The 14,564-nt window shown below is 73.7% G+C and carries 13 protein-coding genes; 6 read left to right on the forward strand and 7 right to left on the reverse strand.

Going from position 1 to position 14,564, the window contains the following annotated elements:
• Positions 1-2: 2 nt before the first annotated feature.
• Both JT723_RS34320 and JT723_RS34325 read right to left on the reverse strand, forming a co-directional pair.
• Entirely contained in the window at positions 3-704 is a 702-nt protein-coding gene (locus JT723_RS34320; RefSeq protein WP_205048821.1) for a TetR family transcriptional regulator, read from the reverse strand.
• Positions 705-912: 208 nt separating this feature from the next.
• Positions 913-1,989 (reverse strand): GlxA family transcriptional regulator, encoded by a 1,077-nt coding sequence (locus JT723_RS34325; RefSeq protein ID WP_251513173.1) that lies wholly within the window; start codon positions 1,987-1,989, stop codon positions 913-915.
• A 93-nt stretch (positions 1,990-2,082) separates the two neighbouring features.
• Between JT723_RS34325 and JT723_RS34330 the strand changes: the two genes are divergently transcribed.
• Complete coding sequence (locus tag JT723_RS34330; protein ID WP_205048822.1) at positions 2,083-3,327, forward strand: NUDIX domain-containing protein; 1,245 nt, start codon at positions 2,083-2,085, stop codon at positions 3,325-3,327.
• A gap of 23 nt (positions 3,328-3,350) precedes the next feature.
• Here the strand turns inward: JT723_RS34330 and JT723_RS34335 are convergent, their stop codons facing one another.
• Positions 3,351-4,442: a hypothetical protein gene (locus JT723_RS34335; RefSeq protein ID WP_205048823.1), complete on the reverse strand. Its 1,092-nt coding sequence runs from the start codon at positions 4,440-4,442 to the stop codon at positions 3,351-3,353.
• A 103-nt stretch (positions 4,443-4,545) separates the two neighbouring features.
• Positions 4,546-5,400, reverse strand: coding sequence for a LysR family transcriptional regulator (locus JT723_RS34340; RefSeq protein WP_205048824.1), 855 nt, complete (start codon positions 5,398-5,400; stop codon positions 4,546-4,548).
• Between the two features lie 102 nt (positions 5,401-5,502).
• Between JT723_RS34340 and JT723_RS34345 the strand changes: the two genes are divergently transcribed.
• On the forward strand, positions 5,503-6,414 hold the full coding sequence (locus JT723_RS34345) for a zinc-binding dehydrogenase (RefSeq protein ID WP_205048825.1): 912 nt from the start codon (positions 5,503-5,505) through the stop codon (positions 6,412-6,414).
• A 20-nt stretch (positions 6,415-6,434) separates the two neighbouring features.
• On the opposite strand, the gene JT723_RS34350 is transcribed toward JT723_RS34345, so the two are convergent.
• On the reverse strand, positions 6,435-7,562 hold the full coding sequence (locus JT723_RS34350; protein ID WP_205048826.1) for an epoxide hydrolase family protein: 1,128 nt from the start codon (positions 7,560-7,562) through the stop codon (positions 6,435-6,437).
• 99 nt (positions 7,563-7,661) lie between these two features.
• On the opposite strand from JT723_RS34350, the gene JT723_RS34355 reads away from it, so the two are divergent.
• The 3 genes from JT723_RS34355 to JT723_RS34365 all read left to right on the forward strand — a co-directional run bounded on the left by JT723_RS34355 (position 7,662) and on the right by JT723_RS34365 (position 11,141).
• Positions 7,662-8,138 carry a MarR family winged helix-turn-helix transcriptional regulator gene (locus JT723_RS34355; RefSeq protein WP_205048827.1) on the forward strand — a complete coding sequence of 159 codons (477 nt, stop codon included), beginning with the start codon at positions 7,662-7,664 and terminating at the stop codon, positions 8,136-8,138.
• A 202-nt stretch (positions 8,139-8,340) separates the two neighbouring features.
• On the forward strand, positions 8,341-10,659 hold the full coding sequence (metE, locus tag JT723_RS34360; protein WP_205048828.1) for a 5-methyltetrahydropteroyltriglutamate--homocysteine S-methyltransferase: 2,319 nt from the start codon (positions 8,341-8,343) through the stop codon (positions 10,657-10,659).
• Between the two features lie 89 nt (positions 10,660-10,748).
• Complete coding sequence (locus JT723_RS34365) at positions 10,749-11,141, forward strand: VOC family protein (protein WP_205048829.1); 393 nt, start codon at positions 10,749-10,751, stop codon at positions 11,139-11,141.
• Positions 11,142-11,259: 118 nt separating this feature from the next.
• Here JT723_RS34365 and JT723_RS34370 read toward each other — a convergent pair whose 3' ends face one another.
• Both JT723_RS34370 and JT723_RS34375 read right to left on the reverse strand, forming a co-directional pair.
• A complete protein-coding gene (locus JT723_RS34370) occupies positions 11,260-11,787 on the reverse strand; it encodes a nitroreductase/quinone reductase family protein (protein WP_205048830.1) in 528 nt (175 codons plus the stop codon).
• Between the two features lies 1 nt (position 11,788).
• Positions 11,789-12,259, reverse strand: a complete 471-nt coding sequence (locus tag JT723_RS34375) for a MarR family winged helix-turn-helix transcriptional regulator (RefSeq protein ID WP_205048831.1) — start codon at positions 12,257-12,259, stop codon at positions 11,789-11,791.
• 215 nt (positions 12,260-12,474) lie between these two features.
• Between JT723_RS34375 and JT723_RS34380 the strand changes: the two genes are divergently transcribed.
• The coding region (locus tag JT723_RS34380; RefSeq protein ID WP_205048832.1) for an ATP-binding SpoIIE family protein phosphatase at positions 12,475-14,564 on the forward strand (2,090 nt) is incomplete at its 3' end.

Raw genomic sequence — 14,564 nt, forward strand, 5'->3', positions numbered from 1 at the left:
CGTCAGCCCTCCAGTGCCGACTCGACCGACTGCACCACCCGCCAGACGGGGGTGCCCTTCCTGGCGACCAGCACCACGACGTCGTCCTCGGGGCGGCGCCCGGCCGGGCTCCCGGAACCGTCACCCCACGCCTGCCGCACCAGGCCGAGCGCGTGGTCCACCAGGCTCTCCACGTCGCCTTCGCCGCCCGAACGCAGCCAGGTCCGCAGCCCGTTGTTGTGCGCGGCGACCACGGCGGCCGCGACCACCTCGGCCCGCAGGTCGCCGTCCGGCGCACCGGCGTACCGCTCCCGCAGGTGGCCGGCGAGCACGCGTTCGTACCGCCGCACCACCGACAGCTCGTAGCACCGCAGGCCCGGCACCTCGCGGGTCATCCGGTAGCGCCGGACGGAGAACTCCGGGTTCGCCGCGTACATCAGCATCACCAGCCGGGCCGCGTCGCACACCGCGGCCACCGGGTCCCGTCCGCCGGCCCCCTCCAGCAGGGCGGTCATCTCGGCCAGGCAGCCCTCGTGGTCGGGGAAGACCACGTCCTCCTTGGAGGGGAAGTACCGGAAGAACGAGCGGCGCCCCACCCCGGCGCGCGCCACGATGTCGTCCACGGTGGTCTGCTCGAACCCGCGCTCCAGGAACAGCTCGAAGGCCGCCTCGGCCAGCGCCTGCCGCATGGGCGTCTTCCTGGCCGGTCGGTGGGTCTCGGACATACGGGGGCCTCACCTCGGGTCTACGGGTGGCACTGAGTGCCTTGATCGCGCGGTACTGAGTTCCCCACGATCATGTCAGAGCCGGGCACCGATCAGGCCGCCTTCGCGTCCGCTGCGCCGCGGATGCGCGGTCACCGACGCTCGATCAGGTCGCGGACGAGCTGGACGTGCTCTCACCGGCGACCGGTCAGCGGCACCTCGCCGACCACTACGAACAGGCGGCGGCGTCAGGCGCGTCCGGCTGAGTCTCCGGTCGGCCCGAGTCCGGGGAGGGAGCCGGGGGTGTGCGGCGGAAGGCGGCACGGTAGGCGTTCGGGCGGTGGCCTGTGTGGCGGGCGAAGAGGGCGGCGAAGAAGCCCGGGTCCTGGTAGCCGACCGCCGCGGCGACGGCGGCGACGGTGCGGTCGGTGGTCTCCAGGAGATGGCGGGCGCGGTCGACCCGGGAGGCCTGCAGGTGGGCCAGCGGCGTGCGTCCGGTCTCCGCGGCGAAACGGCGCAGCAGGGTGCGGGTGCTGACCTGGAAGGCGGCGGCGAGCGCGGTGAGGTCGTACCGCTCCGCCAGCTTCTGGTCGAGCCGCCGCATGATCTGCTGGGAGAACCCCCGGCCGGGCTGCGGGAGGAGCCGCGTGTCGACGTACGGGGTCTGGGACGCCCGCGCGTCGTCGACGAGCGTCAGCCGTGCGGTGGCCCGGGCCACGCCTGCGCCGTTGTGCCGGCGGATCAGGTCGAGCGCGAAGTCGTACATGGCGCTGAAGGCGGCGGTGGTCGTCACCCCCGTGTCGGTGACGACCAGGTGCTCGGGCCGCACGTCGGCCTTCGGGCAGCGCTCGGCCAGTCCAGCGGCATGCGCCCAGGAGGTGGTGGCCCTCCTCCCGTCGAGGAGCCCCGCCTCGGCGAGCAGGAACGCGCCGACGCAGAGGGAGACCACGGCGGTGCCGTCGGCGGCCTGCGCTCGGATCGCGGCGGTCTCGGGTGCGAGACGGGCAAGTATCGCGTCGAGGTCGGCGTCCGGCGGCAGTTCGAAGCCGGGGACCACGAGGACGTCCACCTCGCGCACCGGGCGTACGTCCAGGCTCGCGCCGCCCGAGGCGGTGACGTGGCGGCGGGGCGAGACGACCGACACCTGGTAGCCGGGCGCCGCGTCAGGCCCGGCGATGTACCCGGCCATCGTCAGCAGGTCGGGGACGCCGAAGACTTCCGACGCGAAGCAGCCCGGGTAGGCCAGGACCCCGATCCGCAGCGCACCGGGCACCACACCTGCGCCCCGCGCCTGCGAATCGCCCACCGCTCACCTGCCCCACGTCGTGTGGCGACATTACCCCCGACCTTGGCTATCCCGCCCCTCACTGCGGGGCCGGGGCGGGACGAGGCTGGCCCCATGAACGACGATGATCCGATGACCGACTTCACCCGCCGGACGGTGACGGTGAACGGTGTGGACAAGACGGTGTACGTGGCCGGGACCGGGCCCGCGGTCGTGGTGCTTCCCGAGATGCCGGGCATCAGTCCCGACGTGCTGCGGCTCGCGCGCTGGGTCCGGGACGCGGGCTTCACCGTCCATGTGCCCTCCCTTTTCGGGACGGACGGCGCCTTCCCCACGGTGGAGGGCGGCCGCGAGGTCGTCCGCCGGGCCTGTGTCAGTGCGGAGTTCCGCGCCTTCGCCGGCGGCGGCACCAGCCCGGTGACCGTGTGGCTGCGCGGCCTGGCCCGCCAGGCGCACACCGAGTGCGGCGGCCCGGGGGTGGGCGCGATCGGCCTGTGCTTCACCGGCAACTTCGCCCTCACCATGGCCTTGGAGCCGGCGGTGATCGCCCCGGTGGTCAACCACCCGTCGCTGCCGCTCGACGACCCCGGCGGCCTCGAACTCGACCCGGCGGACGCCCGAGCGGTCCGTGAACGCATCGACCGTGACGGACTCCGCGTCCTGGCCTACCGTTTCGAGGGCGACCGCTGGTGCACGGGCGAGCGCTTCGCGGCCTACCGGGCGCTGCTCGGCGACGCCTTCGACGGCCGCGTCCTCCCCGCCACTGCCGCGAACCCCGCCCCGCCGCCCTTCTTCGCCGATGTGGTCGGCACCCCGCACAGCGTCGTGACGGCCCACCTGGTCGACGAGTCCGGCCACCCCACGCTCCGTGCCCGCGACGAGATCCTCGCCTTCCTCACCGACCGCCTGCACCCGCGGGAAGACCCGCCGCCGCCCGCGACCGCGGCTTCGGCGGGGCGTTCCGTGAGCCGGATCCTCGCGGCCAGCGCGGTGATCAAGGACGACTCAGGGCGTTTCCTGCTGGTGCTGAGAGCCTCCGAGCCGGAAGCGGGGAGATGGTCGGTCCCCGGTGGGCGGGTTGAGGAAGGCGAGTCCCTCGAAGAGGCCGCGGCTCGCGAAGTGCTGGAAGAGACCGGCTTGGCAGTGCGCGTGCTCGACGAACTGGGCTCACTCGATCTCGCGGTCGGCGACGGCCGCGTCATGGAGATCCACGACTTCGCCGCGGTGCAGGTCAGCGGTGAGGTCGCAGCGGCTGACGACGCCGCGGACGCCCGGTGGTTCACGGCCGAGGAGCTCACCGCACTGCCACTCACCGACGGCCTCCTCGACTACCTGAGCCGCTACCGTCTCTATCCGTAGCCGCGGCATGCGCCGGCGCGCGGTCAGTGGGCCGGGAAGCGGCGGACGACCTTGCCCGTGGCGTCGGCGTCCAGGGAGGCCGCGCCCGTGGAGCCGGTCACGGTGACCTTGAGGGTCACCGGGCCTGCGAGGCCGGTCGCGGTGATCTGCCAGCTCTGCGGGGCGTGGACTCCCAGCGTGGTCCTGGCGTCCTCGACGAGGGCGGGGAAGCGCTCGTAGGGCAGGGACCGCGGGTCGAAACCGGAGGCCTGCATGCCGGTGGGAGCGAACACCACCGACAGCACGCGCTCCTGCACGACCACGGTGAGGGCCTGGCCGTCCGCCTTCCCCGCGGTGAGGCCGTCGACGGCCTGGCGCAGTTCGCCCGGGTCGAGGAACAACTGGCCAGGGCCGAGGGTGACCGTGCCGGACGCCGACGAGACGACCGTCGTGGACGACGTGGTGGAGGCCGAGGGCCGGGCGGTGGAGGCCGGCCGGGTAGTCGTGTCGTCGAACAGCTCGGTGCGGAACAGCGCGATCACGACGGCGGCGCCGAGCAGGACGCCGAGGAGTGCGAGGAGGCCGACGGCACAACCCTCCGGCGGCTCGCTCACGGTGGACGCCTTGGGCGCCGAGTCGATGGCCGCGCCGGCGGCCCGCTCCTGCCACTGCGGTGGGGGCCGCTTGACGATCCGCACCCGCCACGGCCGCTGCGGCGGGTACCGCACCACCACGATCCCGCCCAGCCGGTAGTCGGAAAGGTCGACCAGGTTGATGCCGTCGGTGGTTGTGACGCGGAAGGCGGCAGCGCCGTCCGGCTCGACGGTGAGGTCGAACCGCACCGGCACGTCGCCCGACTCGGCCCCGACGGCCTCCAGGCTCTCGATCTTCGCCAGCGCCATGCAGGGTTCGACGGCGGCCTCCCGCAGGCGGCGGGGCATTCCGGAGAGGAAGTACAGCAACCCGTAGACCACCGGCAGCACCCAGCCCGTGACGAACAGCGGCACGCTCTCGACGACGGCGCCGACCACGAGGGCGGCCAGCGACCCTCCGACCACACCGCCCGTCGCAAAGCCCCGGAAGAGGGCGCCTGCGGTGGTGTGCGTGGACGGTGCCGCCCCCGTGCTGATCGTCATACCGGTGATTGTGTCCGGCCCGGGTGACGGCCGGAAGATCCCCGGGCAGCGCGGAACGGGCACTCGTCGGAACAGGGCGGCACCCTGGGAAGCGGCTGGTGCTTCAGCCGCCCGCGCTGCGGCAGGCCGCCAAGAAGTCGCGAAGACCCGGCGGGCGATGACCCGGGCGTACCGCGAGGGAGGTGGTCGGCGTCGGGGCGGTGAGCGGGCGGAAGGCGACCCGGCGGACCGGGGTGAGGTCGGCCACGGCGGCGTAGAGGACGGTCCAGGTCGGCGGGCCGGACCCGATCTCGGCCAGAGTGTCCTGGACGGTGGTGAAGGGGGCCGCGCGCAGCCGTCCGACACCGGCCGCGGTGAGCAGGTCGTGCAGCGGCCGGTTCTGCTCGGCCGGGGCGAGCCGTACGGGGAGGGCGGAGAGCTGCTCCGGGGTCAGCGCCGGCTGGGCCGCCAGCGGGTGCGCGGCGGGCAGCGCGGCGACCAGCGGGTCGGTCCACAGCGGGAGCAGGTCGAGGCCGGGGGCGCCGGTGAGGACGCGGACGAAGGCGGCGTCGAGTTCGCCGGAGCGTACGGCCGCGAGGCGGTCGTGCAGCGGGCGGGCGGTGAGGCGTACCGGCACGCCCGCGGCCTCCAGGATGCGGTCGAGGCGGTCGCCGAGGCCCTGGCTCGTGCCGATGCGCAGGGCCGCCGGTTCGGTGCCTGCGGCGAGTTCGACGGCGAGCTGCCGTACGCGCTCGGCCGCGTCGAGAGCGGCCCGCGCCTCGGGCAGCAGGCGTTCGCCCGCGGGGGTCAGGCGCACCTGCCGGGTGGTGCGGTGGAAGAGGGGCACGCCGAGTTCGCGCTCCAGCCGGCTGATCTGCTGGCTCACCCCGGGCTGCACGATGTGCAGCTGCTCGGCCGCGCGGCTGAAGCTCAGTTCTGCCGCGACGGTGGCGAAATAGTGCAGCTGTCGCAGTTCCATGGCGTGTCGTGCCTCGTCATCGCGGATTCATCACCGTCGGTGATCTGTGTGCAGGAGAACCGCCCATTGGTCCGCGGATGTTCCCGGGCTTGACTCGGTCCCATGAAGACCGTTGTCAACACTCCACAGGGCACCGTGCTGCGCACCGTCGACGAGCCGGGTCCGCGGGCCGCGGACGAGGCGCTGGTCGCCGTACGCGCCTTCTCCGTCAACCGCGGGGAGCTTGCGCTGCTCGCCGCACGTACCGCGGACTGGCGGCCAGGGCAGGACGTCGCCGGCGTCGTGACCGAGGCCGCCGCCGACGGGTCGGGACCGGCTCCGGGCACCCGGGTCGTCGCCCAGGTCGAGCAGGGCGGCTGGGCCGAGACCGTTCCCGTACCCACCGACCGCCTCGCCGTCCTGCCCGACGAGGTGGGCGTCGACCAGGCCGCGGCCCTCCCGCTCGCCGGGCTCACCGCGCTGCGCACCCTGCGACTGCTGCCCGGCGGCCTGCTCGGCCGCCGTGTCCTGGTCACCGGCGCCGCCGGCGGTGTGGGCCGCTTCCTGACCGAGCTGGCAGCCGTCGGCGGCGCCCGGGTGACGGCGGTGGCGAAGGCCCGGCACGACAAGGAACTGCTTGAGCTGGGCGCCGACAGTGTGGTGCCGTCGGTGTGGGACGCCGACCCCGGCCAGGACCTGGTCGCCGAGTCGGTCGGCGGCGACTCGCTCGCGGGGGCGCTGAAGGCGATCGCCCCGGGCGGGACGATCGCCGTCATCGGCACCAGCAGCGGCGAGAAGACGCCCGTCGACGTCTACGACTTCATCGGCCACGAGGGCGCCCGCCTGGTCAGCTACCTCTCCTACGCCCACCCCGAACCGCCGGCCGCCGACCTGGCCCTGCTGGTCGGGCTCGTGGCCGCAGGGCGGCTCCACCCCACCCTCGCCAGGACCGCCGACTGGACCCGGCTCTCCGAGGTGCTGGCCGACCTGCGAGAGCGGCGCTTCTCCGGCAAGGCGGTGCTGACGGTCGGCTGAGACCCGAGCCGGTTCGTACGTCACCCGCGCTCGGAGCCGAAGGCGGCAGGGTCGGCGAGGCCGGCAGGGTCGGCGAGATCGCTGAGGAAGAAGTCGCGCACGTCCTCGGCGAAGAGCCCCGGCACCTCCATCGCGGCGAAGTGGCCGCCGCGCTCGAACTCCGACCAGTGCCGTATGTCGTAGAGCCGCTCGGCCAACGGCCGCACCGACAAGGTGATGTCGTGTGCGAAGACCGCCACGCCGAGCGGCACCCGGCAGGGCTGCCCGCTCCCCCGCGGGTTGTCGTGGTGGAGGCGGCCGGAGGAGGCCGCGGTCGCGGTCAGCCAGTACAGCGAGACGTCGGTGAGCATCCGGTCGTCGCCGACCGGTGCGGCGGGGTCGGTCCACTGGGCGAACCGCTCGGCGATCCAGACCAGCTGGGCGACCGGCGAGTCGGTCAGGGCGTAGCCGATCGTCTGCGGGGTGAGCGCCAGGAGGGCCTGGTACGGCGGGCGGTTCGCCATCAGCTGCCTGACCGTGTCCAGCCTGGCCTCGTCGGCCGCGGACACCTCGACGGCGGGGTCGGGCCGGGTGGGCAGGTAGTTGACGTGCACCCCGACGACGTGTTCCGGCGCGACCGCGCCGAGCGCGAGGGAGATGCCCGCGCCGAAGTCGCCGCCCTGGGCGCCGTAGCGGTCGTACCCCAGGCGGTGCATCAGCTCGGCCCAGGCCCGGGCGATCCGGACGGCGTCCCAGCCGCGCTCGTGCGTCGGGCCGGAGAAGCCGAAGCCGGGGATGGACGGGATCACCAGGTGGAAGTCCCGGGACAGCGGCTCGACGACGTCGAGGAACTCCAGGAAGGAGCCGGGCCAGCCGTGGGTGAGGACCAGGGCGAGCGCGTCGGGCCTGGCGGACCGGACGTGGACGAAGTGGATGTTCTGGCCGTCGATCTCGGTGGTGAAGTGCGGCAGCTTGTTCAGCTCGGCCTCGTGCGCGCGCCAGTCGTAACCGGTTCTCCAGTGCTCCGCGAGCTGCTTGAGCCGCGCCAGCGGGAAGCCGTAGTCCCACCCGGCGCCGGCGACCTCGTCGGGCCAGCGGGTGCGGGCGAGCCGGTCTGCCAGGTCGTCGAGGTCGGCCTGGGGGATGTCGATACGGAACGGTGTGATCACGGTGCTCTCTCCAGCGGGATTCGTTAGATGCCCAAACATTTGTGTCACTAACGAAGGTAGACTGTTAGTCGCACCAACACAAGAGGCGGAGGATCCCCCATGAGCGCGCCCGCAGAACCCACCCCGGCCCGGCTGCGGGCCATCCCCAGCCGCCTGATCGCCGGGGTCGCGGTCGTCGCCGACCGGCTCGTCGGCGAGCGCCTGGCCGCCGAGGGCGCACGCAAGTGGCACTTCGCCGTGCTCGCCGTGCTCGCCGAGTCGGGACCCGCCAGCCAGGCGGAACTCAGCCGCCGCACCGGCATCTACCGCAGCGACATGGTCGCCGTCCTCAACGAACTCGCCGACGCCGGCTGCGTCCGCCGCGAGGCCGACACCGCCGACCGCCGCCGCAACGTCGTCACCCTCACCGCGGCCGGCCGCCGCCGCCTGGAACGCCTCGACACGCTCGTCGCCGACGCCCAGCGCGAGATCCTCGCCCCCCTCACCCCCGCGGAGCAGCACGAACTGACCCGCCTGCTCACCCTCCTGACCGACCACCACCGCCCCCCACACCCCCACCCGCGCGACGCCGGGTAGCAGTGCGCGCGAGTCCGAAGACCTGCCCGCCGCCCTTGCGCGACCGATCGCGTACGGCATCCCGGTGACCTCGTGGGCGGGTCGGCGTGCATGTCCTTGCGCAAGTGCACGCCCGCGGTGTTGCGTTCCGCTCGGAGTGCACCTTCACGCTCCTGTCCCGTCGCCGGGACACACAGGGATCCGTCTGGTGAAGGAGATCTCCGTGACAGCCAGGTCCGCAGCCGCGGCAGCACGGGCCACCGTGTACGGCTACCCCCGCCAGGGCGGTGACCGGGAGCTGAAGAAGGCCGTCGAGGGCTACTGGAAGGGCCGCGTCAGCGCCGGCGCCCTCCGGGCGACCGCCGCCGAGTTGCGCCGCGGCACCTTGCGGCAGCTCGCCGACGCCGGCATCCACGAGGTGCCCACCGGTCACTTCTCGTACTACGACCACGTCCTGGACACCAGCCTGATGGTCGGCGCGGTTCCCGAGCGGCACCGCGCGGCGGTCGCCGCGGACCCGCTGGACGGCTACTTCGCGATGGCCCGCGGCACCCAGGAGGTGGCGCCGCTGGAGATGACCAAGTGGTTCGACACCAACTACCACTACCTCGTGCCCGAACTCGGCCCCGACACCGTCTTCGCCGCCGACCCGGCCAAGCAGCTGGCCGAGCTGACCGAGGCGCTGGACCTCGGCCTCACCGCGCGCCCGGTGCTCGTCGGCCCGGTCACCTACCTGCTGCTCGCCAAGCCCGCGCCCGGCGCGCCCGCCGGCTTCGAGCCGCTGAGCCTGCTGGAGCGGCTGCTGCCGGTGTACGCCGCCGTGCTGGCCGACCTGCGCGCGGCCGGCGCCGCCTGGGTGCAGCTGGACGAGCCCGCCCTGGTCCAGGACCGCACCGCGGCGGAACTGGACGCAGCCGCCTGCGCGTACCGCGACCTCGGCGCGCGGGCCGACCGGCCGAAGATCCTGGTCGCCTCCTACTTCGACCGGCTCGGCGAGGCCCTGCCGGTCCTGGCCGAGGCACCCGTGGAAGGCCTGGCGCTGGACTTCACCGGCGCGGCGGCCGGCAACCTCGAAGGCCTCGCGGCGGTCGGCGGCCTGCCCGGCATGCGGCTCGTCGCCGGCGTCGTCGACGGCCGCAACATCTGGACCAACGACATGGAGAAGTCCTTCACCACCCTCGGCACCCTGCTGGGGCTCGCGGACCGGGTCGACGTCGCCGCGTCCTGCTCACTGCTGCACGTGCCGCTGGACACCGCGGCAGAGCGGGACCTCGACCCGCAGGTGAGGCACTGGCTGGCCTTCGCCCGGCAGAAGACCGCCGAGGTCGCGGCCCTGGCCAGGGGTCTGGCCCACGGCACCGGCGCCGTCGCGGGCGAACTCGCCGCCAACCGCGCGGCCCTGGCCTCCCGGGCCGGCTCCCCGATCACCCGCGACCCGGCGGTCCGGGCCAGGGCCGCGGCCGTCACGGCCGCCGAGACCCGCCGCCCGCAGGAGTACGGCGACCGGGCCGCCGCCCAGCGCGCGCGCCTGCGCCTGCCGCTGCTGCCGACCACGACCATCGGCTCCTTCCCGCAGACCGACGACCTGCGCACCGCCCGCGCCGACCTGCGCACCGGCCGGATCGACGCGGCCGGCTACGAGGAGCGCATGCGCGACGCCGTCCGCGAGGTCATCGCCTTCCAGGAGAAGACCGGCCTCGACGTCCTGGTGCACGGCGAGCCGGAACGCAACGACATGGTCCAGTACTTCGCCGAGCAGCTCACCGGCTACCTCGCCACCCGGCACGGCTGGGTCCAGTCCTACGGCACCCGCTATGTGCGCCCGCCGATCCTGGCGGGCGACATCTCCCGCCCCGAGCCGATGACCGTGCGGTGGACCTCCTACGCCCAGTCCCTCACCGACCGCCCGGTCAAGGGCATGCTCACAGGACCGGTCACGATGCTGGCCTGGTCCTTCGTCCGCGACGACCTGCCGCTCGGCGACACCGCACGGCAGGTCGCGCTCGCCCTGCGCGACGAGGTCGCCGACCTGGAGGCCGCGGGCACCTGCGTGATCCAGGTGGACGAGCCCGCGCTGCGCGAGACGCTGCCGCTGCGGGCCGCCGACCGGCCCGCGTACCTGGCCTGGGCCACCGAGGCCTTCCGGCTCACCACCAGCGGCGTGCGCTCCGACACCCAGATCCACACGCACATGTGCTACGCCGAGTTCGGCGACATCGTGCAGGCCATCGACGACCTCGACGCCGACGTCATCAGCCTGGAGGCGGCCCGCTCCCACATGCAGGTGGCGCGCGAACTCGCCGCCCACGGCTACCCGCGGGGGGCCGGACCCGGCATCTACGACATCCACTCCCCCCGCGTCCCCGGCACCGACGAGGCCGCGCAGCTGCTGCGCACCGGTCTGCGGGCCATCCCCGCAGACCGCCTGTGGGTCAACCCCGACTGCGGCCTGAAGACCCGCAGCTGGCCCGAGACCCGGGCGTCCCTGCAGAACCTGGTCACCGCCGCCCGCACGGTCCGCGCGGAGGTCGCCCCGCCCTGACCGCCCGCCGGGGGTACGGGCAGGATTGCCGTACGGGGTGGGCACGAGGGAGGCGCACCCTTCCGCCGGCATGGAGGAGGAACCGTACGATGCTCACCGCCGTCGACCACGTACAGCTCGCAGCGCCGCCCGGCAGTGAGGACCGGCTGCGCGGCTACTACACAGGGGTTCTGGGCATGGCCGAGATCCCCAAGCCGCCCGTGCCGGCCGCGCGGGGCGGGTGCTGGTTCCAGGCCGGGCAGGTGCAGCTGCACCTGGGGATCGAGGCGGACTTCCGGCCCGCGAAGAAGGCCCACCCGGGCCTGCGGGTCACCGGCATCGAGGCGTACGCCGCCCGCCTCGCCGAGCGCGGTGCGCAGGTCGTGTGGGACGACAGCCTGCCGGGGCACCGGCGCTTCTACTCCGAGGACCCGGTGGGCAACCGCCTGGAGTTCCTGGAGCCGGTGCCCCAGCCGGCGGGTCAGCAGGAGGTGCGGCGGTAGATCGCGGCGCCCCGGACGACGCCGCCGCTGAAGTTGGTGAGCAGGCCGGCGGTCAGGTAGCGGCTCGCCGGGGGCGGTCGGCGAGCCGGTACACCTCCGGGTGCATGCCGGCACGGCGTCAGGCGGCGGCCGGGTCCTCCAGGTGCCAGCGCACGATGCAGAAGCCGTAGCGGATCGCCTGGGCCAGGGCCTTCTGGTCGGGGCTGCCGTCGGGGTCCTTGGGGAGCGGGACGAAGCGCTGGAGTGCGGGGTTGGCCGCGGACATCACCGCGAGCAGGCGGGTGACCTCGGCCTGGTCGCGTACCAGCTCGGGGCTGGCGACGTGGTCGTGGCCGCGGATGCGCAGGCGCACCGGGGTGGCCGGGTCCAGGTTGAGCTTCCACTTGCCGCCGCCCGGGGTGAGCAGCACATCGCCGTCGCGCACGTAGCTGATCGGCTGCTTGTAATGCTTGCCGGTCCTGCGCCCGACGATGTGGGCGAGCATCAGGCGGCTGCCGAGCGGGGTCGGCACCGGCAGCGCCAGGACCTGGCGCATCGGCACGTTGGCCAGCTTCATGAGCTTGGGCTGCACGCTGCGCCGGAAGCGGGACGGCTGCGGGGCCGGCTGCTGTCCGGGCTGTCGTTCGGGCTGCTGGGTGTTCGTCATCTCATTTCCCTTCCGCGAGGCCTTCCCACGGCGGGACGCCCTGCCCGGGGCCGCCGGCGTTGGCTGCGAGGCGGCCCAGGAGCCGGGACAGCGTCTCGACCTCCTGGTCGCTCAGGCCGGCGTTGAGGCGGGCAGTGAACTCCAGGGCGGCTTCACGCAGACGGGTGAAGGCCTGCCGACCGTCCTCGGTCAGCTCGACCACGTGCACCCGCCGGTTGTCCGGATCGCGCTGCCTGGTGATCAGGCCGCGTTTCTCCATCGCGTTGAGGTGGTGGGTGAGCGTGGCGCCGGTGACCCCGACCGCCTCGGCCAGCGCGCGCTGGTGGGGCGTCTCCCTGATGGTGAGGTTCAGCAGGATCAGCCACACAGGCAGCGAACCGCCCGCCTGGTCGAGCGCGTCGTCGAACGCGCGGCCGACGACGCGGGCCGTCTGGCTGAGCTGGAGGCCGATCGGGGCCTGGGAGTTCCGCACGGGCGCATCCTAGCAGGACAGGCATTACATCTAACGATTAGAAGTCTAATCATTAGATGCCGTTCGATGCAAGGTCCGCCGGTCGCCGTCACCCTTGCCCACCGCTGTGACCTGGGGGTCCATCCGCGCACCGAGTGCCGTACGGCACCTGCTCGTACCATGAAGAGGTCCGGCGCACCGAAGGTCCCGCGCGACCGAGCGAGGCGGTACTGGCAGTGGACAGGTACGTCAGGGGGGACCCCGAGCAGTGGCCTCCCCCCGATTCCCACTTCGGGCAGGCGCTGCTGGACGCGCTGGCCCTGCAGCCCGCGATCGGGCTCGCCGCCCTGGACACCGCACTCCGCGTGACCGGCAGCCGCCTCGACCCCGAGCACTTCAACGGCCTGGAACTCGCCGCCGGCGCCCGGCTGACGGACCTGGTGCGCGAGCAGGACGCCCAGGCGCTGGCCGCCCGGCTGCAGCGGGTGCAGACCAGCCGCGAACCCCTCATCGCCCACCGGCAGCGGATGAGCGGCACCTCGGAGCTGGCGGTGACGATGACCGCGCTGCCGCTGGCCGCCCCGCCCGGCGAACCCGCTCCGCTGGTGCTCGCGCTGGTCAACGCCACCAAGGAGACACGGCGGCTCGACCTGCTCTTCGACGCGGCCGCCATGATCGGCTCCTCGCTCGACGTGGCCGAGTCCTCGCAGCAGCTCGCCTCCGCGCTGGCCCCCGGCCTCGGCGACGAGGCCACGGTCTACCTGGTCAGGAAGGTGTACGCGGGCGAGGAACCCCCGGAACGGGTGGCCCGCGGCGACCAGGGCCTGCGCTGTGTGGCCATGGCGCCCGAGGACGGCACCTGGCCCGAGGACTACATCCGGCCCGGGACCGACCTGCCGCACATGCCCAACACGCCAGCGGTGCAGCGCTTCCAGCGCGGCGAGGCCTACATCCTGCCCGACCGGGCCGCCATCAGCGAGGCCATGCAGGACGACCCGGCGCTGATGCGGCGCCTGGTGCCGCCGAAGGCGACCGCCGTCATGCAGTGCGCGCTGCTGGCCCGCGGGCTGATCCTGGGCGGCGTGTCGGTGTGGCGCACCGCGGAGTCCGGCCCCTTCACCGACGACGACCTGCAACTCCTCCAGGAGGTCGCCTCCCGGGCCGCCCTCAGCATCGACAACGCCCGCCGCTACACCCGCGAACGCACCGCCAACGTCACCCTCCAGCGCGCCCTGCTGCCGCCGGCCGGCACCGACACCGCGGCGCTGGAGGCGGCCGGCGTCTACCTGCCGGCGACCTCAGGACCCCAGGGTGCGGGCGGCGACTGGTACGACGTGATCCCGCTGTCCTCGCTGCGGGTGGCCCTCGTCGTCGGCGACGTGGTCGGGCACGGGCTGCGCGCCACCGCGGCCATGGGCCGGATGCGCACCGCCGTCCAGGCGCTCGCCGACCTCGATCTGGGACCCGGCGACATGCTCACCCACCTCGACGACCTGGTGCTGCGGTTCGGCGAGTCGACCGAGGCGTCGTACGAGGACGTGCTCGCCAGCACCTGCCTCTACGCCGTGTACGACCCCGTGGCGGGCCGCCTGACCATGGCCAGCGCCGGGCACCCGCCGCCCGGGATCATCAGCCCCGACGGCGGCTTCGCCTTCGCCGCCCTCGAACCGGGACCGCCCCTGGGCGTGGGCGGCCTGCCCTTCGAGGACACCGAGGTGGACCTGGAGCCGGGCAGCATGCTGGTGCTCTACACCGACGGGCTGGTCGAACACGGCCACGAGCACGACCTGGCGGCCGGCATGGACGCCTTCGCCCGCCGGCTCGCCACCCTCGACCGGCGGGCCGACCTGCAGGACACCGCCGACGCGATGGCCCGCGACATCGCCCCGGCCAAGCTCACCGACGACGCTACCCTGCTGCTGGCCAGGGTCCGGGAGACCGCCCCCGCCGACGTGGCCAGCTGGCCGGTCAGGGACGACCCGGCCGCGGTCACCGACGCCCGCGAGCTGGTGGTCGGCAAGCTCGCCGAGTGGGGGCTGCCCGACCTGGCGTTCAGCACCGAGCTGATGGTCAGCGAGCTGGTCACCAACGCGATCCGCTACGCCGGCGGCCCGATCGGGCTGCGGCTGATCCGCGACCGCCGCGGCAAGGTCCTGGTGTGCGAGGTCTCCGACCCCAGCAACAGCCAGCCCCGGCTGCGCCGCGCCCGGCCCACCGACGAGGGCGGGCGCGGCCTCTTCCTGATCGCGCAGCTCGCCGTCAGGTGGGGCAGCAGGTACAACACGACGGGCAAGACGATCTGGGCGGAACAGGCACTGGAGAGCTA

The organism is Actinacidiphila bryophytorum (genome assembly GCF_016916835.1).
In the GTDB taxonomy this organism is placed as follows: Bacteria; Actinomycetota; Actinomycetes; order Streptomycetales; family Streptomycetaceae; genus Actinacidiphila; species Actinacidiphila bryophytorum.